Annotated in this window: 19 protein-coding genes and 2 pseudogenes; 8 read left to right on the forward strand and 13 right to left on the reverse strand. The window is 40.7% G+C overall.

The window, feature by feature from the left end:
• Nucleotides 1–11 precede the first annotated feature (11 nt).
• The 3 genes from AC4IFO_RS12760 to AC4IFO_RS12770 all read left to right on the forward strand — a co-directional run bounded on the left by AC4IFO_RS12760 (nt 12) and on the right by AC4IFO_RS12770 (nt 4343).
• Entirely contained in the window at nt 12–857 is an 846-nt protein-coding gene (locus AC4IFO_RS12760; protein ID WP_490734850.1) for a dimethyl sulfoxide reductase anchor subunit family protein, read from the forward strand.
• Nucleotides 858–1061: 204 nt separating this feature from the next.
• Entirely contained in the window at nt 1062–3185 is a 2124-nt protein-coding gene (locus AC4IFO_RS12765) for a TonB-dependent receptor family protein (protein ID WP_490734852.1), read from the forward strand.
• 15 nt (nt 3186–3200) lie between these two features.
• Nucleotides 3201–4343: an ABC transporter substrate-binding protein gene (locus tag AC4IFO_RS12770; RefSeq protein ID WP_490734854.1), complete on the forward strand. Its 1143-nt coding sequence runs from the start codon at nt 3201–3203 to the stop codon at nt 4341–4343.
• A 73-nt stretch (nt 4344–4416) separates the two neighbouring features.
• On the opposite strand, the gene AC4IFO_RS12775 is transcribed toward AC4IFO_RS12770, so the two are convergent.
• The 5 genes from AC4IFO_RS12775 to AC4IFO_RS12795 all read right to left on the reverse strand — a co-directional run bounded on the left by AC4IFO_RS12775 (nt 4417) and on the right by AC4IFO_RS12795 (nt 9555).
• The gene (locus AC4IFO_RS12775) at nt 4417–6237 is read right to left on the reverse strand and encodes a CocE/NonD family hydrolase (protein WP_490734856.1); all 1821 of its coding nucleotides are present in this window, start codon (nt 6235–6237) and stop codon (nt 4417–4419) included.
• A 4-nt stretch (nt 6238–6241) separates the two neighbouring features.
• Nucleotides 6242–7651: a YfcC family protein gene (locus tag AC4IFO_RS12780; RefSeq protein WP_490734858.1), complete on the reverse strand. Its 1410-nt coding sequence runs from the start codon at nt 7649–7651 to the stop codon at nt 6242–6244.
• Between the two features lie 21 nt (nt 7652–7672).
• The gene (locus tag AC4IFO_RS12785; protein ID WP_490734860.1) at nt 7673–8401 is read right to left on the reverse strand and encodes an IclR family transcriptional regulator; all 729 of its coding nucleotides are present in this window, start codon (nt 8399–8401) and stop codon (nt 7673–7675) included.
• A gap of 267 nt (nt 8402–8668) precedes the next feature.
• Complete coding sequence (locus AC4IFO_RS12790) at nt 8669–9097, reverse strand: DMT family transporter (RefSeq protein ID WP_490734862.1); 429 nt, start codon at nt 9095–9097, stop codon at nt 8669–8671.
• A 5-nt stretch (nt 9098–9102) separates the two neighbouring features.
• Nucleotides 9103–9555, reverse strand: coding sequence for a DMT family transporter (locus AC4IFO_RS12795; protein WP_490734864.1), 453 nt, complete (start codon nt 9553–9555; stop codon nt 9103–9105).
• A gap of 116 nt (nt 9556–9671) precedes the next feature.
• Between AC4IFO_RS12795 and AC4IFO_RS12800 the strand changes: the two genes are divergently transcribed.
• Nucleotides 9672–10589, forward strand: coding sequence for a LysR family transcriptional regulator (locus AC4IFO_RS12800; RefSeq protein WP_490734866.1), 918 nt, complete (start codon nt 9672–9674; stop codon nt 10587–10589).
• Nucleotides 10590–10637: 48 nt separating this feature from the next.
• Here AC4IFO_RS12800 and AC4IFO_RS12805 read toward each other — a convergent pair whose 3' ends face one another.
• Complete coding sequence (locus AC4IFO_RS12805; RefSeq protein WP_490734868.1) at nt 10638–11099, reverse strand: hypothetical protein; 462 nt, start codon at nt 11097–11099, stop codon at nt 10638–10640.
• A gap of 201 nt (nt 11100–11300) precedes the next feature.
• On the opposite strand from AC4IFO_RS12805, the gene AC4IFO_RS12810 reads away from it, so the two are divergent.
• Complete coding sequence (locus AC4IFO_RS12810; RefSeq protein WP_490734870.1) at nt 11301–12278, forward strand: Gfo/Idh/MocA family protein; 978 nt, start codon at nt 11301–11303, stop codon at nt 12276–12278.
• A gap of 178 nt (nt 12279–12456) precedes the next feature.
• Here the strand turns inward: AC4IFO_RS12810 and AC4IFO_RS12815 are convergent, their stop codons facing one another.
• Together AC4IFO_RS12815 and AC4IFO_RS12820 are read right to left on the reverse strand one after the other, a co-directional pair.
• A complete protein-coding gene (locus AC4IFO_RS12815) occupies nt 12457–12858 on the reverse strand; it encodes a hypothetical protein (RefSeq protein WP_490734872.1) in 402 nt (133 codons plus the stop codon).
• Between the two features lie 207 nt (nt 12859–13065).
• Nucleotides 13066–13812, reverse strand: a complete 747-nt coding sequence (locus AC4IFO_RS12820; protein ID WP_490734874.1) for a hypothetical protein — start codon at nt 13810–13812, stop codon at nt 13066–13068.
• 132 nt (nt 13813–13944) lie between these two features.
• On the opposite strand from AC4IFO_RS12820, the gene AC4IFO_RS12825 reads away from it, so the two are divergent.
• Complete coding sequence (locus AC4IFO_RS12825; RefSeq protein ID WP_490734876.1) at nt 13945–14148, forward strand: hypothetical protein; 204 nt, start codon at nt 13945–13947, stop codon at nt 14146–14148.
• A 156-nt stretch (nt 14149–14304) separates the two neighbouring features.
• Here the strand turns inward: AC4IFO_RS12825 and AC4IFO_RS12830 are convergent, their stop codons facing one another.
• From AC4IFO_RS12830 to AC4IFO_RS12840, 3 genes and pseudogenes are all read right to left on the reverse strand, one after another.
• On the reverse strand, nt 14305–14721 hold the full coding sequence (locus AC4IFO_RS12830; protein ID WP_490734878.1) for a tetratricopeptide repeat protein: 417 nt from the start codon (nt 14719–14721) through the stop codon (nt 14305–14307).
• A 19-nt stretch (nt 14722–14740) separates the two neighbouring features.
• Nucleotides 14741–15427, reverse strand: a complete 687-nt coding sequence (locus AC4IFO_RS12835) for a tetratricopeptide repeat protein (RefSeq protein WP_490734880.1) — start codon at nt 15425–15427, stop codon at nt 14741–14743.
• A gap of 212 nt (nt 15428–15639) precedes the next feature.
• A pseudogene (locus tag AC4IFO_RS12840) lies at nt 15640–15846 on the reverse strand (type II toxin-antitoxin system HigB family toxin); the annotation flags it as partial.
• 102 nt (nt 15847–15948) lie between these two features.
• On the opposite strand from AC4IFO_RS12840, the gene AC4IFO_RS12845 reads away from it, so the two are divergent.
• Entirely contained in the window at nt 15949–16272 is a 324-nt protein-coding gene (locus AC4IFO_RS12845; protein WP_490734882.1) for a hypothetical protein, read from the forward strand.
• Between the two features lie 63 nt (nt 16273–16335).
• Here the strand turns inward: AC4IFO_RS12845 and AC4IFO_RS12850 are convergent, their stop codons facing one another.
• Together AC4IFO_RS12850 and AC4IFO_RS12855 are read right to left on the reverse strand one after the other, a co-directional pair.
• The gene (locus AC4IFO_RS12850; protein ID WP_490734894.1) at nt 16336–16923 is read right to left on the reverse strand and encodes a VasL domain-containing protein; all 588 of its coding nucleotides are present in this window, start codon (nt 16921–16923) and stop codon (nt 16336–16338) included.
• Nucleotides 16924–17106: 183 nt separating this feature from the next.
• Nucleotides 17107–17289, reverse strand: a pseudogene (locus AC4IFO_RS12855) (type VI secretion system ImpA family N-terminal domain-containing protein); the annotation flags it as partial.
• A 1120-nt stretch (nt 17290–18409) separates the two neighbouring features.
• Between AC4IFO_RS12855 and AC4IFO_RS12860 the strand changes: the two are divergent.
• Nucleotides 18410–18768 (forward strand): Hcp family type VI secretion system effector (locus AC4IFO_RS12860; protein ID WP_490734884.1); only part of this gene is annotated, 359 nt, incomplete at its 3' end.

Here is an 18768-nt window from a genome sequence, read left to right on the forward strand (position 1 = left end):
GGAGAATTATCATGCATGAATTTCCATTGGTGATTTTCACCTTATTTATGCAGGCATCCGTTGGCTGCTTGGTGGTTTCACTGCTGTGCTCTTGTCGCATATTAGAAGGAAGTGAAAAAATACAGCTCCTTAAAAAGCCTGTTGTGGCGAGCTTTGTTTTAGGGTGCGTAGGGTTATTGGGCTCGTTATTCCATATGGGTAATCCATTACACATGTTTTACACCATGGTACATGTTTCCAGCTCTTGGATGAGTCGTGAAGTGTGGGCAACTGCGATTTACATGGCACTGTTATTTTTGAGCACAGCCTTGTTACTACTCAAAAATAAAGCGAATAACGCATTGCTAGCCCTCAGTGCCATTGCAGGTTTAGTGTACATGTACGCAATGTCGGCGCTGTACGCGAACACGCTGTTCAACCTGTGGGGCGGCTTATTTACTTACGCTAGCTTCTTTGGGGCTGTGTTATTGGTTGGCGGTGTGATTGCGGCTTCATTCCTCGTAGGTAGTCTACGTTCTTCGGGTAAAGAAGAGAAACTTAAGCGTGTAGTAAAAGCCTCATTAGGTGTGGGAGTGATAGGGATTTTATTGATGTTACTCGGTGCATTGTCATTACTGAGCAATATCGGTGAGCCAATTTATATGGGTATGACTCCGCGTGAATTGCCTGAAGGATTACTTAGCCTGAGCATTACCCGTGTGGCGTTAATTGCGGTAGGCGTTCTGTTTGTTGGGCGCTTATTGTGCCAAAAATCAAGCCAATCAACGAATGCCACGTTGGTCATGTCATTCGCTGCACTGTGTATTTTTGTCGGTGAAGGCGTTGGTCGTATCGTATTTTTCTCGCTCGGAGGCTAATTTTAACTCTTGAGTTATTGAAAATCCGAAGGTAGCCCCTTCGGATTTTTATTTGTCTTTTTTTTAGCCTAAAAAAAGAATAATGGCTAATAATTTAATTATTTAGATGTTTTTGTTATAAGAAAAAGAGTAAATCTGGTTGATTATTACTAATGATTATAATTATCATTATTGATCTTAATCTTCTTTGTTAACTCGCCTTTTATGAACTTGAAAACTCGCAAACTACTTTTGCCATTGGCAATTTCTGCTTCATTGATTTCTCACTATGCTTTTGCGGCTGATAACGCTAAAAATGACCAAATCACCGTCACGGGTAACTGGCTTGAAAATACCGAAGACAGCGAAGTGGTATTTAACCATCCCGGTGCACGAACCGTTAAAACACAGCAACAAATTAAAGAAACGGGCAGTGAAACCATTGCGGATGCACTAAAAGGCATTCCCGGTGTTCAAGTGCGTGAAAGTAATGGAACAGGGGGAAGTGATGTTTCCTTAAACGTTGGTGTGCGCGGTTTAACCTCACGTTTATCGCCACGTTCAACGATCCTACTTGATGGAATGCCGTTGGCGGCAGCGCCTTATGGCCAGCCACAACTTTCCATGTCACCACTTTCGTTAGGCAGTATTGAATCCATCGATGTTATCCGTGGAGGGGCTTCTGTACGTTATGGGCCACAAAACGTAGGTGGAGTGATTAACTTTGTGACCAAGCCAATTCCAAAGGCGTTTGGTGGCGGGGTTTCGGTACAAACCCAAGGGGCGAAAACAGGTGGGTTAAAGACCTTAGTAGATGCCTCATTGGGTGGCTCTAAAGCTGATGACTCAGCCGGTGCGATGATCCTGTATTCAGGTTTGCATGGGCAAGGTTACCGCAAAAGTAACGATAATACCGATATTGATGATTTTATGTTGAAAACCCGTTATGCCATCACGGATAACGACGAGCTATTAGCGAATTTCCACTATTATCACGCGATGTCTGGAATGCCGGGCGGGTTAACCCAAGCTCAATATAATGCAGACCCGTTCCAATCAACGCGGCCATATGACCGTTTTGAGGGGAATCGCCAAGATATGTCATTGAAATATAAGCATGAAGAAGATGACAAACAATTCGAATTAATGACGTGGTTCAGCAAAAGCTACCGTGGCAGCTATATTGAAAGCGACCATAAAGACAAAGCCAACGAAAGGCGTCTGGTTTCTTACCCGCGCCACTATACCGCGTATGCCATTGAGCCAAGTTATTCGCAACTCTTCCGTTTTGATAACATGTCCCATGAAGTGACCGTGGGCTACCGTTATTTAAATGAAACCGCTGATGAAAAAGCTTATCGCTCAAATTGGTACCAAGCTGGCACGCAAAACACACGTCCAAGCACCAATGACTACTACCAACACACCTCGGGCGGAACGGAAGCGCACGCGATTTACCTTGATGACACCATTGATGTCGGTAACTGGACTATCATTCCGGGTATTCGCTACGAAAACATCAATATTCACTTAAACGACAGTTTTAAAAATCAAAACCGCAGCAAGCGTTACAGCGAGCCACTTCCTGCGTTGGCGGTGATTTACCATATTGATGATGAGTGGAAATTATTTGCGAATGCCAGCACCTCATTTGGTAGTTTGCAATACTTCCAATTGAATACAAAAGGGGTTGGCAACTCACCAGCTAACGGGTTAAGTGCAGAAAAAGCCCATAACTATGAAGTGGGTACGAAATACGACAATACCGCGCTCTCTTTAGAAGCGACTTTATTCTATATCGACTTCGACGACCAACTTCTTTATGTTGAAAATACAACGGGTTGGACTAACTTAGGCGCGACGACGCACCAAGGTGTTGAGCTAGCGGCAAGGTACAATTTAGCCGATCTCACTGATGCCCTTGATGGTGTAAGCGTGTATAGCACTTATACCTATACTAAGGCAGTCAGCAAGAAAGGGGATTTCGCCCATAAAGACTTACCGTTCTATTCACGCCAAGTGATCACCGCAGGTAGCCGTTATGAAACTGGCAATTGGGTGTGGAACCTAAATACCTATGCACAATCCACTCAGGAATCACCAGGGACAACAAGTCATTATGTGACCGAACCAAGTGCAGATGGTCGTTATGGAACAATACCCGGTTATATGGTGTGGGATGCTCGCGGGGAATACCACTTTGGTAAAAGTTTGTCTGATTTAACGTTATCAGCTGGTATTAAAAACTTATTTGATCAAACCTATTTTACTCGCTCGACGGATAACAACTATGGGATCTACGTTGGGCAACCGAGAACATATTATGTTCAAGCCTCGGTGAAATTTTAATTAAGATAAGGCAGGATGATGATAGGTCGATTTATCAATAAGTATTGCTTATTTGGGTTATTGAGTCTGTTCGGTGCGGCGACGAGTTTCGCTGCACCCATTACAGTGACCGATATCGCGGGGCGGGACGTTACCGTCAATGCGCCTGTTTCACGGGTGATGCTGGCGGATAGCCGTGTGCTGGTCGCGTTGAATATCTTGCACCCACAAAGCCCATTAAAAGGCATTATTGCGTGGGATGATGCACTGGTTAAAAAAGCGCCTGATTTAAGCGCGGCGTACAGTAAAAAGTTTCCTGAATTGAGCAAAATTCCTGTTTTTCCAAATCCTTACACAACCGACTTTAGTGTTGAAAAGGCCTTGGTTGCTCAACCTGATTTACTGATTTTTGATATCGGCTTGAAAAGCAAGTTGACAGAAAGTGGCACGCTATCGTTACTGGAAAAAAGCGGTCTGCCTGTTATTTTTATCGATTTTCGCCAATACCCGCTGAAAAACACCATGCCGAGTATGACATTATTAGGTCAAGTGTTCGGTGAACCACAACAAGCGGAAGCATTTAACCAGTTTTATCAACAAAGATTGGATTTGATCCGCAGCAAAGTGGCAACACTCGATAAAAGCCAGCGCCCAAGTGTGTTTATTGAAAGAGCCGCGGGGATTTCCGGTGAAGATTATTGCTGCAAAACCTTTGGAAATGGCAATTTTGGTGAATTTGTTGAAACGGCAGGGGGAAATAACCTCGGTTCACAGTGGTTCAGCACTGGAATGGGCGGTGAAATTAACGAAGAGCAGTTAATCCACAGTAATCCTGAGTATTATTTAATGACTGCCGCGGATTGGGATAGCACGCGTAAAGGCAGCTCTTCAGTTCCTTTAGGGTATACGGGCGATAAAGCTAAATCGCAGGCTAGGTTAACCAAGCTGATGGAACGCCCTAAGTTGCGCTCATTAGCGGCATATCAAAATAAGCAGGTTTTAGCGCTATACCAGCAATATTACGATACTCCGTTTAATATTATTGCGGTGGAAGCGATAGCGAAGTTTTTACATCCAAATTTATTTACCGAACTCGACCCACAAGCGGATAGCGATTATCTGCACAAAACCTTCACGGCATTAGAGGGCGATGGTGTGTTCTGGGTTAAAGCGGAGTAAAAACGTGCCTTCTTTATTGGCCTGCTTGAATGTTAAAGCAGGCCAATATTTTGATGACATCAATATGAATTAATTATGCTTTTTTGACCACGGGTAACATGATTTTCGATGGGTGTTTTTTGGAAATATGAATACTGTTACGTGCGACTTTCCATGTTCTATCCCCCGCGATAGTTTCCCCTGTATTGGTGTTGAAATCATATTTGGGGAAATTGCTACTGGAAATATCTAACCGAATACGGTGCCCTTTTACAAAACGGTTAGCGCAAGCAAACGGTTTGATTTTAATTTCGATAACTTCATTAGGGTTTAACAAGGTTTTTTGCTCATACCCTTTATGAAAACGGCAACGGAAAATACCATCAGTAATATTCATTGCATAACCTTGCGGGTAATCTTCACTCGGCGGGTAAACATCAATCAATTTTGCCGTAAAATCGGTATCTAGAGCATCACTACTCACCCACAACGACACTTCAATATCACCAGCCAAACAGATATCTTCTTGTAAAATCTCGGTTTCAAAAACTAAAACATCAGGGCGAGCGGAAAGTGGTAAGTTATTTTGTTGGCTGCCAAAAAAATCAGGCAGTTCACGTTGGTCGAACGCACCACCCCAAAAAATAGGCTGGCCTGATGTTAAGGCGCCACCGATGGTTGGAACGGGTTTTTTAGGATCATAACAATAGGATATTGTTGTTTGCTTAGGGGACTCTTCACGCTGGAGTGACTGGTTTTCCCAAAGGAAAAAAGGGGTATTTTCAACATTGGGTAATGGCCACTCTTGATGGTGAACCCATTCACCGCCATGTTCTAAACGCCCCTCAGGATTGCGTTTACCACTACCACCACCCATCATAAAAAAAGTGATATCTTGCTGCTGCATTGGTGGGTTAAGGCCTTTTAAATGGGTTTCGAACCATGCTAAACGGCAGGTTAACCAATCTTCGCTGACATTGTGGTCAAAGGCGGCAACTTCACCAAATTCAGCATTACCGCTATGGGTAATGTTTCGGTCACCATGCAACCAAGGACCCATAATTAATTTCTGTGGTGATTGCTTTGTTGTAGTGAATGCTCGGTAGTTATCTAATGTTGAGCTGACATAGGCATCATACCAACTGGACATAAATAATACGGGAATATCGGGGATCTGGTCGTAATAGCCTTCTGCGTAGATACCGATTTTTTTCCAGTAATCGCTAAAACACTCTTCTTCCCATTGCTCGAATAAATAAGACTCATATTCAGGCACATGTTTTAATAATGTATGCCCTTGGTGCCATGGCATAGCGGCAAACCAGTCGTGGATATTCTCTTGAGATAAAGCCGTTGAAACTGTGGAGGATTGTTGAGCGATAGGGCTGAGTTTCGCTTGTTTATACGCCCAAGTGGCTTGTTTGAGCTCAAAAGCACCCCCTTGGCGAATACCACACTGAAATGCATTAGCAAAACCACCGGAATCTAACACCATGGTAGATAAGCCTGGCGGATTCAAACAGGCCATCGCTAATTGTGTGTGCGCGGCGTAAGACAGCCCCATCGAACCGATTTTTCCGTTACACCAAGGTTGATTCATAATCCATTGCAATGTATCGAAGCCGTCTTCTGCCTCATTAATATATTTGGTGAATTTGCCTTCAGATTCATAACGGCCACGGCAGTCTTGATAAATAACGATAAAGCCCGCATCGGTGAAACAACGCGCCATCTCCTGACGCGTAATCTGGTGCCCTGCAACTGTCTTTTCAGAACGGGAAGGGGCGGTTTTATCATAAGGTGTGCGTTCAATAATCACGGGGCAAGGTGAGCCCTCTGCTTCCTGTGGAAAATAGAGATCCGTTGAAAGGGTTATTCCATCACGCATAACAATGCGGAAATTCTTCATATCCATACGGCTAATATCCTATGGTGACTGCGATAGTCAGTAAGCCAATACCAACAGCCATAAAAATTAAAAATAGCGGGAAAATATATTTTGCCCAAGTTGTCCAGCTAACACCTGCGGTGGCTAAAAAGATGAGTAATCCACTGGAAGTCGGGGTGATCATATTGGTCAGCCCATTACCCATTAAGAAAGCGAATACAGTCGTTTGTGGAGAAACGCCAGAAATCTCACCCACAGGGCCTAAAATTGGCATGGTGACTGCGGCTTGCCCTGAAGTTGAAGGGATAGCGACATCTAATAATAACTGGGAAATAAACATGCTGTATGAAGAAACATAAGCCCCATGATTGCCCACTAAACCAACCAGTTGGTGAATAATCGTATCGAGAATTTTCCCTTGGGAAAGAATGATTTCAACAGCGGTTGCAAGCCCGATAAGCACACCTGCAATCAGTACTTTTTTCATTCCGCTGACAAATGCATCAGCTGCTGCGCTGGCTGTTAGGCCACTGCAAAAAGTTAAAACTACGCTTAAAAATAAATAATAAGCAGATAAATCATTATTCTTCCAATGCCAGCGATTAGAGGCATAGACTAAAAAAGCCACGCCAATGGCTAACACGATCAACATTAATTTATGTCGCCCCGTCAGCGCACTTGACTGGCTATTTTCTTCGACAACATAGCGGGTTAATGTCGTTTTACGGATACTGTAAAAGACGAATAAAATCCCTAAGCTGATAAAAATAAAGTAGGCGGCAACCCGCATGCTTAAACCACTGAACACAGGCAGGCCAACCAGCGGCTGAGCGATGGATAGAGCATACGGGTTAGTAATCGATGCGAGGTAACCCACTTTAACGGCGATGGCAACAATCGCAAGGCCGATAAGCTCATTAAGCCCAACACGTTTCATCAACGCTATCACCATCGGGATCACCAAAAGGTACTCTTTGGCTAACCCCATAAAGGTACTTCCCATGGAGAAAACGATCATTAAAAAGGGGATTAATAAGTAAATATTGCCCCGAGTAACATGCAATAGCCTTTCAAGCCCTGATTCGATTGCCCCCGTTTTATTGAGTATCCCAAACATCCCTCCAATAAACAGCACCATATAAATGAGGGGGGACTGCTTAATAATCCCCTCTGGAATGGCTTTAAATAGCTGGATTAAACTGACGGGAGCCGCTTCATTTTCAGCGGGCTTTTCGGTTCCTAAGACTTGCTCAAAGTTCACTTCTTTGGAAATTGTTTGATAGGAGTCAGGAATGACTTTTTTACCGTCGCGTTCATATTGCCCAGACTCAACAAAATAGGTCATTAAAAAGGCAATAATCACGATGGTTAACATCACTAAAACGGGGTTCATCTGCCAACCTGGCGATGCACTTTGCTTAAGGGATTGTGTTGTTTGCATGGTGTAGTCTCTTTTATTGGTTTAATTATTAGGGATAAAACCGAGTTGCCTCGAGATACGTAAAGCGGACTGAAGAAGTTGTTCCGTCATTTCTTTTTCTTTTTCATCAGAAAAACGGCTAAGAGGTAGGCTGATACTGAGTGCCGCAATGCAATCCCCATTTTGCGAAAAAATCGGAGCGGCAATTGCACCTATTCCTGCTGTTAATTCCCCACGCGTAATGGCAAAGCCCCGAGAATGTATATCTGCGAGTGTTTGGGAAAGAGAAGGGTTTTTTGTCGTAAAATGGGATTGCACATCTAACGGGGAATAGGCGAGCAAGACTCTTCCTGATGCGCCAGAACCGAGAGCACGACGATTACCTGCCTCACTACGAACTTGGAGTGATTGCCCTGACGGCTTATGTAAAACTTGAAGCACTTCGTCGTTATCGCGTATACGCAGCTGAATGTTTTCATCGAAGCGTTGACGAAGCTGTTCTGCTTCAATTTCAGCGACTTGGATATAGTCAATTTGTTGACGTGCGCAATTGCCTAAGCTTAATAATTGATGTCCTAAATGATAGGTAACAGGACTTTCATTTTTTTGCACAAAATGTCGGTTTTCTAATGTGCAGAGTAAGCGGTAAACCTTTGACTTATTCATACCGGATAAACGCGCGAGTTCGCTTAACCCAAGGTTATTTTTCTCACCTAATAACATTAGGATCAAAAGGGCATCATCAACAGCCGTCACAATATTATCTTTCATGCTAACCTCAATCGGTTTATACAGTAAACCACTGGTTTATATAATAAAATTAGCATGGAGAATAACAAAAAATGATTCAAGGGAGTTGTTAATAAATTGTGAGGTGAGTTAGGGTTTTTAAAATGGAATTTGGTGGGTTATAGAACTAATAAAGTAATTATTTTTAAATAAAACAGATGGTTAAAATTTATTCTGGTTGGGGATCGATTTAACTGCGATTTGATACAACAAAGTGTGGTTGATGATCAAACCGCCTTAAAATATCCGTTATCTGGTTCGCCTAGTAAAATTGAGCATGGTACCCGCGATAATCAATGCGACACCAATTAATTGCAAATAGGCATTTTGGCTTTGTAATCCATTAACCATATCTATCACTAAGCTTGATATCATTTGGCCGCAAATGGCGAGTACAGATGTTAACATCACCCCTAACAATGGCAAAACATAGCTATTGATGACGACAAAAAATGCGCCAATTATCCCGCCAACAAAGGCAATTAGCGGAATATCGTTAAGGTTAAATTGATATTGGTTTAGGGCTAATACAATGACCGTTAAAAATAAAAAGCCAATTACATGGTTAATTAGAGCGCTATAGAACGCATTGTGGTGCTGAGCGAGTTTGCCGTTGAGTGTTCGACTCGTCACGATGCACACACCATTGAATAACGCGATGAAAATATAGAGTGTCATTTTGATTATTTCCCAATAATTAACAAGCTACTACCACTAATTAATAACACGCACATTAGAAGATCCTGCTGCGTAATTTTGCGCTTTGTTACGCCAAACCAGCCAAAAGCATCCACCAATAAACTGAACAATATTTGCCCTGTGATCATTAAAATAATGCTGCCAGAGAGCGAAAGAGGGCTGTTCACCGTAATTGCAGCAAGCAATACCGTAAAGCCGCCCGGGATCCCCCCGAGGTACCATATTATTTTCCCTTTTGTGATAGGGGTTTTGGGTTTCTGTTTTTTTACGTAAAACAGATAGATGAACAATGAAAATAGTGAACCAATGGCATGGGTGATCCATGAGGCAGTTAATGGCGTAGTAAAAAGTGATAAATAGCTGTTTGCCATAATCATTAATGATAATAAGACGCCGGATGTCAGTGCCATTAATGATAAAATATACTTATTATTCATGATGATAAATCTTTTGGAATTAATTTGTGTTTCTATGGCGATAAGGTATTCTGTTTTTATATTTACATCAAGAAAACACACTGTTTGCTATTGGTTGACAATAGGCGGGGTTATCAATGGATAATATGAATGCATTTCCTATTTTAATTGCGGTGGCGGATGCTTTAAGCCTGACAAAGGCGGCAAATTCGCTGAACATGACTAAATCAGGGATTAGCAAGGCTATCAAAGAGGTTGAGGATGCATTAGGGATTAAATTATTTCACCGCACCACCCGGACGGTGAGCTTAACGGAGGCAGGTGAAGCCTACATCGGTTATATTCGCCAATCATACCAATTAGCCATAATGGCAAAGGACGTCGCATCACAATTTAGCGATAAAATAGCGGGAACATTGCGAATTTCTGCACCGATGTCGTTTGGCACATTGCACCTCGCGAAAATGCTTCCTGCGTTTATGCAATTATACCCTGAACTTAATGTTGAGTTGTTTTTTGATGATAAAGTAACGGATTTGATTGCTGATGGATATGATATCGCTGTACGCATTGGCGAACTGCCTGATTCTTCCCTTGTCGCGCGTAAATTATCCCCTTGCACCAGTAGCTTATATGCATCAAAAGGCTATTTAGCGCGGTTTGGTACGCCAAACAAAGTGGCGGATTTACGTGACCACAATTGCTTGTCTTATTCATTTTATCAAGCAGGGCAAGAATGGGTGTTTTACCAAAAAGGTAAAAAATTTAGCCATATACCGAAAGGCTCGTTTCGGGTAAACAATAGCCAAGCTTTAATTCAAGCTGTTAAAGCCGATATTGGGATAGCACTGTTGCCGCATTTTATTACGATAATTGATGGTGATGATGAGTTGGTTCCATTACTCACGAATTACCAATTACCCCATCATAATATTTACGCGGTTTATCCCGAAAAAGAATATTTACCCCGTAAAATCAGCGTGTTTATTGATTTTTTACAAGCGCAGTTTGCTAAAGGGAGTGAGTATCGAATACAGATGGAAGGTGATATTTAATCTAAAAATGAGTGATACAAAAAATAATGTATCACTCGGGCATATGGCTTATCCGTTGTCTTCTGGGATATCCCAAATATGTTCACTAAGTTTATTTATGAGGGTATTGGGTAGGCAGCTCACATTGGTGACTAATTTGCCTTTGTTATATACCTCTACCCCAGCTTTGTGCTTACTACCGAGGTAGTGTTCGTAAACGGTATAGGTATAAGTGCCATTTTTAAAATGTAATTCTATGAGTTGGGCTGTCCCAGTATCCGTGTCAGCCGCCATTGTTTTATGGTAAGAATGCGTTAACTGATCTGGGTTTCGAACAAGAGTAATATCGGGAACGGCATTTATTTTTCCAAACTCATAATGATATTGCCCATTAATTAAGCTGACATTAACCTTCCTATCATTTTTATTGACGCACTGAAATACCGTGACAGTGTGGGAAGAGGCAAAGGTATTTGAAGCAAATAAAACCAGTGGTAGTGCCACAGCAAATGCAGTACGGCAGAGATTCATAATAGCATCCTTGATATAAGAAAAATGGTGATATTTAAAAAACACAGCATTAAATGAGTATAACGCTATTTTGCTAATTACATTAAAAATATTTCACTATTTATTGGCTGGTTATGATCATAAGGTATTTATTGATTCTCTACCCATGTATTGCTATTAATGAGAAAACAAATGTTGGCTTTTTTGCGATAGGTAAAATAAATGAAACTTGCACTCGTTGGTTCAGGCAAAATAATTATGATGGCGCTCGATGCATTAAAAACAGTGCAGGGCATTGAATTAGTGGCGTTGTGTGTTAGGCCAGAAAGTGTCGAAAAAGGTGAAATGCTTCGCCAGCAATTTGGTATTACTAAACTTTATACCGATTATCAAGCCTTATTGCAGGATGAGGGTGTTGACACGGTTTATATCGGGTTACCGAACCATTTGCATTATCAGTATACCCAGCAAGCGCTGATGGCGGATAAGCACGTAATTTGTGAAAAGCCATTTACGCCGCACTGGGAACAACTGCAAGAATTAATTTCATTATCCCAGAAAAGAAACCTTTTTTTATTTGAAGCGATTACCTCAATTCACACACCAGAGTTTGCTATTATTCAGCAAAATATGGGTAAAATTGGTGAAATAAAAGCTATTCAAGGTAACTATTCGCAATATTCAAGCCGTTATAACGATTACCTACAAGGGCGTGTTCATGGCGCATTTGACCCAAAACAAGCGGGTGGGGCGCTATATGACATTAACCTCTACAACATTTATTTATTAGCGGGATTAATGGGAAAACCGAATAGCAGTCAGTATATTTGTAATAAAGGGTTTAATGGTATTGATACCTCGGGGGTATTTACTGCCCAGTATGCGGCCGCAACGGCGTCTTGTGTGGGAGCAAAAGATTCTGCTAGCCCAGGTTTTTTTATTATCCAAGGAACAAAAGGCTATATCCAAGTGCTTGGAGCGCCAAGCCTTTGCCAAAAAGTGGAGATGTGTATCGACGGCGAAACATCAACCGTGATCCGCGATGAGTCTATCAACCATATGATTTATGAGTTTGCCTATTTTCGTGATCAAATCGCCTCGCAAAATCGCCATCAAAGTGATGAATTATTGGCATTAGCATTAACGGTGTCTAAAGCTCTCACCGAAGCGCGGGAAAAAGTTGGGTTACTATTTGAATAATGGGTAAAAAATTGGCAGTTTGGTGATAAGAGAAGCAAGCTGCCAATTCATATATATTTAAAATGAATACAATGAGCTCACTGATTCACCAAGCTTTTTCGCCAATTCAGAAGATTGCGCCGCGTTAATCGCAGCATCGAGTTCATGACAACGGCTAACTCGTTGGCAATACCAATCTTCACTTTGCTATCCGTTCTCCGGGTTGAAGGTTTTCCCGCTCATAGTAAAAAACAGTATCCAAATTATAGGTGAAAGACTCAGCGGTAACCGTGAGTTCAAGACCGTCATCAGAATAAAACTGCATAATTCTAACTGGATCGGTAGGGGTAAGATCTGGTGTGGATATTGCCTTTATGAATTTTAGCTCTACACCTGTACTCCACTCTGTGTTGCCTTGTATGTTTATCGGGCACTGAGCAATGATCTCGATGTTGTGGTAATAGGAAAAGTCATGGCTTCCGGCGATAATCAGTTCATAACCATTAAACCGGTGAAAGTAGAAATCCAGCCAGGGTAATCGCCACTCATTTTTCAAAATGGAATTGATAGCGCGTAGGGTGAGGGGGGGTGATATTGTCACATTAGGCTCTCTATTTCTTTTATCTGTTATTTAATCACAAATCAAAATAATTCAAAATAATATAGTTTCCTCTATTTGTTAGCGGTTGGGGGCATGGTTTACGATGAATGTAGGAGACGTTCAGCTGCGAACTGAAGGCGGTATCCACTACACCCTCAAAGTAGTGATCTTATTATCAGTGTAATCTGCATGCTCGAAGGTAAAAGGTCAGTATGCGGCAGCGCCCTTGATGCTAGACCTATCGTAAATCTCAAATGTATCTAAATGGGATATTTTTTTTGATCCCTCTAAATTGATTTGCACCGTTAACTCAGTATTTAAGCGGTCAGTTAGACATTTATAGCCGGACCAACAGTTTTGTTTCTTTTCTTCTTCGCTGGCATATTTTTGGGTGTAATAGTAATAAAAAGTGCCTATGGTGTTGGGATGATTAAATGGATATCGCCTTCCAAAATTATATTGGAACGAAAGTGTTAACTCCTCAATGTTTATGTCTGTCAATCTATAGCCCGAAAGTTCAGGAATTGGAATTGAGAATATTTTTTCGTGTGAAGATTTAAATGGAATATCAATAACACGGAGGGTACGAACACCATTGATCAGGCTTGCTTTCTCATACCAGAAGGTAACTTCTACATTTCTGGTTAAATCACTGTTTTGGTTTGCCCATATCTTGTCATTCGTTGTAATGATTAAAGTACCATAAGACGGGTATTGTTGTAGCTCGCTTATTTTTACACGCTCAAACTTATATTTTAAATAATGAAAAAAATCAGTGGAGGCTTTGTCTCTATAAAAAAGAATCCCTAAAAATATAGCCACAATGACTAAAGTGATTTTTTGTTTTTTTGCTAGGTTCACGCTAATTCCTTTTTGGTTAGATTGGTCTGGCAAGTAAACAAGATTTATCTTTAGTGCGTAAATATCAAGCAATAAAAGTTTCAATACAAACATTATTGGCTGCCAGTTGCTTTAAATATTAATTTGTCGGCTTCTCTTTTGTCAGTGCTTTACCTGCGGGATAATCTTCCTATCGAGCCAACTCTAGTTTTAAAAGGAAGATTCATGGGTGCCAACCGGAGAAACATGTTTGGAGTCAGCCGCCGCTTTGCTATCCGTTATGACCGGGCAAATGATCCGGAGTACATGGCTTTGGTTGAGCGATACAGCCAATCGGGTAAGGTGAGTGATGACGACCACAAAGAACGTGTTCGCGCTGCGTTATTACCACGGAAACAAGGCTTTCAAAGAGTCCGGCACAATGGTCAAAACCGTACTGCTGGCAATTAACCTTGCTGTTGTTGTGCGGATTGTATGCAAAGTACCGGTATCATGAAACTCTGCGTTCAGCAATGAAGTGGTTTATGATCCTCTTCGATGGTCGGACAACTGACCTCTATTAAATATTACATGGGGAACTTACACCAAATTATCTACAGGCTCTGTTTAGTTACATATCCATACTTGCATATCAACTAGTCGGCAAGGCTTGTCTAATTTCATGTTGTCGTATGCTTCACAACTATTTTCAAGTTTTTGTTCGCATGCCTTCCCAACCCATTCTTTTGCCTTTATAAAATCACTTTCGATGTTATATAAGCCTAAATAATAAATCATGCCTAGGGTGGCCTGTGACTCTGCATCGCCTAGTTCAGCGGATTTAGTTATCCAATCAACAGCCTTTGGGAATTGACGGCTAAGAAAATAATGTTGAGATAGATCTTTTTGAGCGGATATGTTCCCATTCTCAGCGCGTATTTCTAACTCCTTTAACTCTGAATCTGTATCACCAAATGCTACAGAATTAAAAGTAAACAAAAGTGAAAATAAAGTAATAAATATTACTTTGTAAGTACAATTCATTTTAAGCTCCATATTTTATTTATTTAAATTGTTGGGCATATTTGCAAGCTTGTTCAAAACCGGATTTGCATGATTTATCAAACCACATTTTTGCTTGTTTATAGTCAGTTTTTACTCCTGTCCCATTTACATAAAGTAAGCCAAGGTTTACTTGCGCAAGGAGATCATCTTGGTTCGCGGCTTTTTCATACCAAATCTTAGCGGTCTCATAATTTTGGTCAACACCTCGACCTTCCTCATATAACCAACCCAATTTTCCCTGTGCATCGACATCTCCATTCTTAGCGGCTTCTTCCATCCACCAAGCTCCTTTTTTGAAATCTCTATCCACACCTCTTCCGTTGTAATACAAAATGCCAATACTTTGCTGGGCGGGAGTAAATCCTTGATTGGCTGCTTGTTGATACCATTCTAAGGCTTTTTTATAGTCTTGCTTTACTCCATGACCTTTTTCATAAAACCATCCTAAGCTAGTTTGAGACTCAGCATCCCCTCTCAATGCTGCTTTTTTTAGCCATTTGACGCTTTCCAAGTAATCTTTTTCAACGCCATCTCCTTCATAATAAATAAAGGCGAGTTCTTTTAAGGATAATATATCTCCACTTTCTGCATGAGCGATTAGTTTATTAATATCGTTATTGGTTTCGGAGTGTACAAAAAAAGATAAATGAAGAAAGATAAACGTACATATTACTTTTGATTTCATATTAAGCGGTTCCATTAATTTAGAAAAAAAATATTTATATATTCATCGTTAGCAGTTGATGTCATGTTTCTATTACGCAACTCTGTGCCGTTGAGTTTCGCCCCTCCCATAATGCACGGCAAGCATTGCGACAAACACAAACATACATGAAAAGCGGGAAGCGATGGGGCGTCCATTCAGGTTTTGTGCTGCGTTTATGGCATTTTGAAACATCATGCTTTTGTTCTCCGGTAGCTTTCAGTCAACTTATCGTATTCAGCGTGGGGTGTTATATGTTTCACGAATATTTTTCCTCGGTCAAAGTCTGCAAAAAACATCATTCTTAATGCATTGCCACTGATGTTGATAACCCTCCATTTCTCACTATACTTCATCCGATCAAAGCTGGGGAAAACCTTTTTAAGCTCATCAGGCTTTGATAACTATCCTATTTTATTTCAGAGTTATCCGCGAGTTTTGTACGCGTATTTTGCGTATAAAGTGTCCTTAAAATAACACGTTAAATCATAAAGGGTCGGCAGATGGCATACTGGAAAGCAGGTAGCGTACCTGAACTAAAAGGCTTAGAAAGTAAAGAACAAAAACGGTTGTTTAAGCAATGTTTGAAAGAGGGCAAAGCCCGCCTTGGTGCAAAATATTGGTACTTAAATGGCTTAGTCATACTCCTGTGTATTGCCCTTGGATTTCTATTGTTTGCGTTTGAATTATATATCGGTGGCTTTTTAGGTGGCATGATAATTGGCGGTGGAATTGGCTTGCTGTTTGTGTTTATTGTACAAACGCCGACCATCGAAGCTGGACGAGGTTGGCTACAAGAGCAAGGTTATCCAAAAACGGAACAGTAACCTTATCGTTTAAAAAAATGGGCTTTTAATGCATAAAAGCCCATTCGGTATCGAAGCAACTACTTATTTTGATTGGCTTTTCGGCGAGTTACGCAATAAAGCATAACGGTTGAGCAGCTGCTTGAAATGATTATCAATACGTTGGTATTCTGATTCAGCAACCGTCCCTTGTGCTTGCAACACTTCTAAACGACGTAATTCCTCTTCTAATGGTAAACCTTGGTTAAAATATTGCCGCGCATTAAAAATAATCGTTTTGAGTTCTGATCCAGTAATGTAGCTACGTGGCTTACCATCTAAGCTATCTAGGCGAACACTTAACTTATTGAGTTCCTCCATTCCTTGTGCCCATTGATTTAGCTGAGTTTGGGATAAAGCGTTAGTCTGAATCGTTTGCTGCCATTTATCATTGAAAGAATTGACGTTGGCTTGTTCACTGTATTGATCAGCTAAATAATTCACCATATTTAGGCCATATTGTTGCGCCCAAATGGGGGAGAGAGTACCTAACTCAACTAAATAGTTATCAATGATATTGAGTTTATCACTGGAAACCTCGGTGGTCTGAGTAAATTTAGGGTGCAACTGTTGGTCTAATAATGCCGCAATATCAGGGGTAAACTCCGCAAGTTTTGGGAGAACTTGCACCATATCCTGCGAGCCATTCCATGGTGATAATGTATAAAAAACTGCCGCAGATGAAACACCTGTTATCAGCACGCCGACAAAAAAGCCGATACCAATGCCACGGCGAAAAGAAGGGGGAGCTGGTTTGCTCGTGGGGTCGGCTTTCGGGGACAGGGTCGCATTCGCTTTTATCGCAATAGGTGCAGCCGCAGTTTGTAGATCGGCACCGTTTTGGCTGAATAACGACAGGCATAACCCATGCGCTCTTGCCCAATCAATATCGGGGCGAGCAGGGTGGAAACGCTTGTTTAATTCATCTTTTAAGGCGGAAAAATCGCTCAGTGTTCGCGGGTCTCCCCCCACATTTAAGGCAGTTAAATCAGAATTCATATTCACCCCAAAAATTTCCAAGGTATATCTAGTGTGGGGCGAATACTTATCTTTAGGGTATTTTGAGGAAAAAACAGTATAAAACCCAGTTAATATTATGAATTTTATGCTGTTTTATTATGAAATGATGGTTTATGAAATAGTATGAGACTAGAGTGTAGACTTACACATTAAACCTTAATTTGTTTTTTATTACTTTGATTTTTAATGATTTTATTTTTGATGTTTAATTTTATACTCAGCGTTGTATTCATTTAGAGCAAGGTAGCGGCTAAAAGTAGTGCTATAAGATTATTGGAATAAAATTAAACTAGTATAAAAGTACTTATATTAGGCATTATTTCTCTTGGCGGATATTATTTGGTTAGGTAAGTCAGTGTCGATTGAATTATAGCAGGTAAGGCACCGGCAACGGTTATAACACTAGCAACCTCATTTAATATAGAAGAAACTCTTTCTCCAAATTTACGTTGTGAACCAGAGGTGATTTCCTCACGATACTCAAGTAAAAAATGACTTTTCGTTCGGTACTGATTTTGTATTATTGATTAAATATTCCTCATTTTCCCAATCTATTTTTTTGAATGATATAGTGAGTTTTAGGTAGCTAGAAACTGCTTAATTTACATATCCATCTGTTTTTTAGTTGTGACAGTATTAAATGCTGAAATATTTTAATTTTTGATATAAAAATCATTCGGTATTCATTTGATAATCTATTGTATTGAGTTTTTTCATCTTATATTTGATTAATGAGTTTATAAATCAACTAATTAAAATCTATTTTTAGGTTTGAAATATTTTGTTACATAGTTTATTTCTATGTACATTAGAACTTACTAGGCTTACTGCAGATTGGATTGTTTTTTACTCGATGATTATTCTATTTTTACCTGTTTGAGTTGTTTTTATTAGCACTATATAGAGATATTTCAACCAGTTTACGCTAAGTCACTTATCCTAGGGAGATACGTAAGTGGTTCACGTATTTACAGTCCATTCATAAGCTTTTATTATCCTTTATACCAATCTTACCGTGCGCACTGGCTGAGATGACGGAAATTAATCGATAATTATGTCGACTTAACTCAACTTGTCATTTTTGATAAAGGATATCGCTATGCCAACTCCATGTTATATTTCCATTCAAGGAAAAACCCAAGGCAACATCACTGCAGGTGCATTTACCGCGGATTCTGTCGGTAACATCTATGTGCAAGGTCATGAAGACCAAATGTTAGTGCAAGAGTTTTCTCATGAAGTGACTGTACCCACTGACCCACAATCCGGTCAACCTTCAGGCCAACGTGCGCACAAGCCGTTCCGTTTTACGGTGGCGTTAAATAAAGCCGTTCCACTGCTGTATAACGCATTAGCCTCCGGTGAAATGCTGCCGAAAGTGGAACTGAAATGGTACCGCACGTCGGTTGAAGGTAAACAAGAGCATTTCTTCACGACTACGTTAACTGATGCAACCAT

The sequence above is a fragment of the Providencia sp. UF-224 genome, from assembly GCF_058245955.1.

Coding starts and splice junctions, on each gene's coding strand:
- AC4IFO_RS12780 (WP_490734858.1), bottom strand. CDS start 7,651: ATGCAAACAACACAATCCCTTAAGCAAAGTGCATCGCCAGGTTGGCAG.
- AC4IFO_RS12805 (WP_490734868.1), bottom strand. CDS start 11,099: ATGAATCTCTGCCGTACTGCATTTGCTGTGGCACTACCACTGGTTTTA.
- AC4IFO_RS12790 (WP_490734862.1), bottom strand. CDS start 9,097: ATGACACTCTATATTTTCATCGCGTTATTCAATGGTGTGTGCATCGTG.
- AC4IFO_RS12795 (WP_490734864.1), bottom strand. CDS start 9,555: ATGAATAATAAGTATATTTTATCATTAATGGCACTGACATCCGGCGTC.
- AC4IFO_RS12800 (WP_490734866.1), top strand. CDS start 9,672: ATGGATAATATGAATGCATTTCCTATTTTAATTGCGGTGGCGGATGCT.
- AC4IFO_RS12785 (WP_490734860.1), bottom strand. CDS start 8,401: ATGAAAGATAATATTGTGACGGCTGTTGATGATGCCCTTTTGATCCTA.
- AC4IFO_RS12775 (WP_490734856.1), bottom strand. CDS start 6,237: ATGGATATGAAGAATTTCCGCATTGTTATGCGTGATGGAATAACCCTT.
- AC4IFO_RS12845 (WP_490734882.1), top strand. CDS start 15,949: ATGGCATACTGGAAAGCAGGTAGCGTACCTGAACTAAAAGGCTTAGAA.
- AC4IFO_RS12830 (WP_490734878.1), bottom strand. CDS start 14,721: ATGAATTGTACTTACAAAGTAATATTTATTACTTTATTTTCACTTTTG.
- AC4IFO_RS12850 (WP_490734894.1), bottom strand. CDS start 16,923: ATGGTGCAAGTTCTCCCAAAACTTGCGGAGTTTACCCCTGATATTGCG.
- AC4IFO_RS12770 (WP_490734854.1), top strand. CDS start 3,201: ATGATGATAGGTCGATTTATCAATAAGTATTGCTTATTTGGGTTATTG.
- AC4IFO_RS12835 (WP_490734880.1), bottom strand. CDS start 15,427: ATGAAATCAAAAGTAATATGTACGTTTATCTTTCTTCATTTATCTTTT.
- AC4IFO_RS12760 (WP_490734850.1), top strand. CDS start 12: ATGCATGAATTTCCATTGGTGATTTTCACCTTATTTATGCAGGCATCC.
- AC4IFO_RS12810 (WP_490734870.1), top strand. CDS start 11,301: ATGAAACTTGCACTCGTTGGTTCAGGCAAAATAATTATGATGGCGCTC.
- AC4IFO_RS12820 (WP_490734874.1), bottom strand. CDS start 13,812: ATGTTTGTATTGAAACTTTTATTGCTTGATATTTACGCACTAAAGATA.
- AC4IFO_RS12825 (WP_490734876.1), top strand. CDS start 13,945: ATGTTTGGAGTCAGCCGCCGCTTTGCTATCCGTTATGACCGGGCAAAT.
- AC4IFO_RS12765 (WP_490734852.1), top strand. CDS start 1,062: ATGAACTTGAAAACTCGCAAACTACTTTTGCCATTGGCAATTTCTGCT.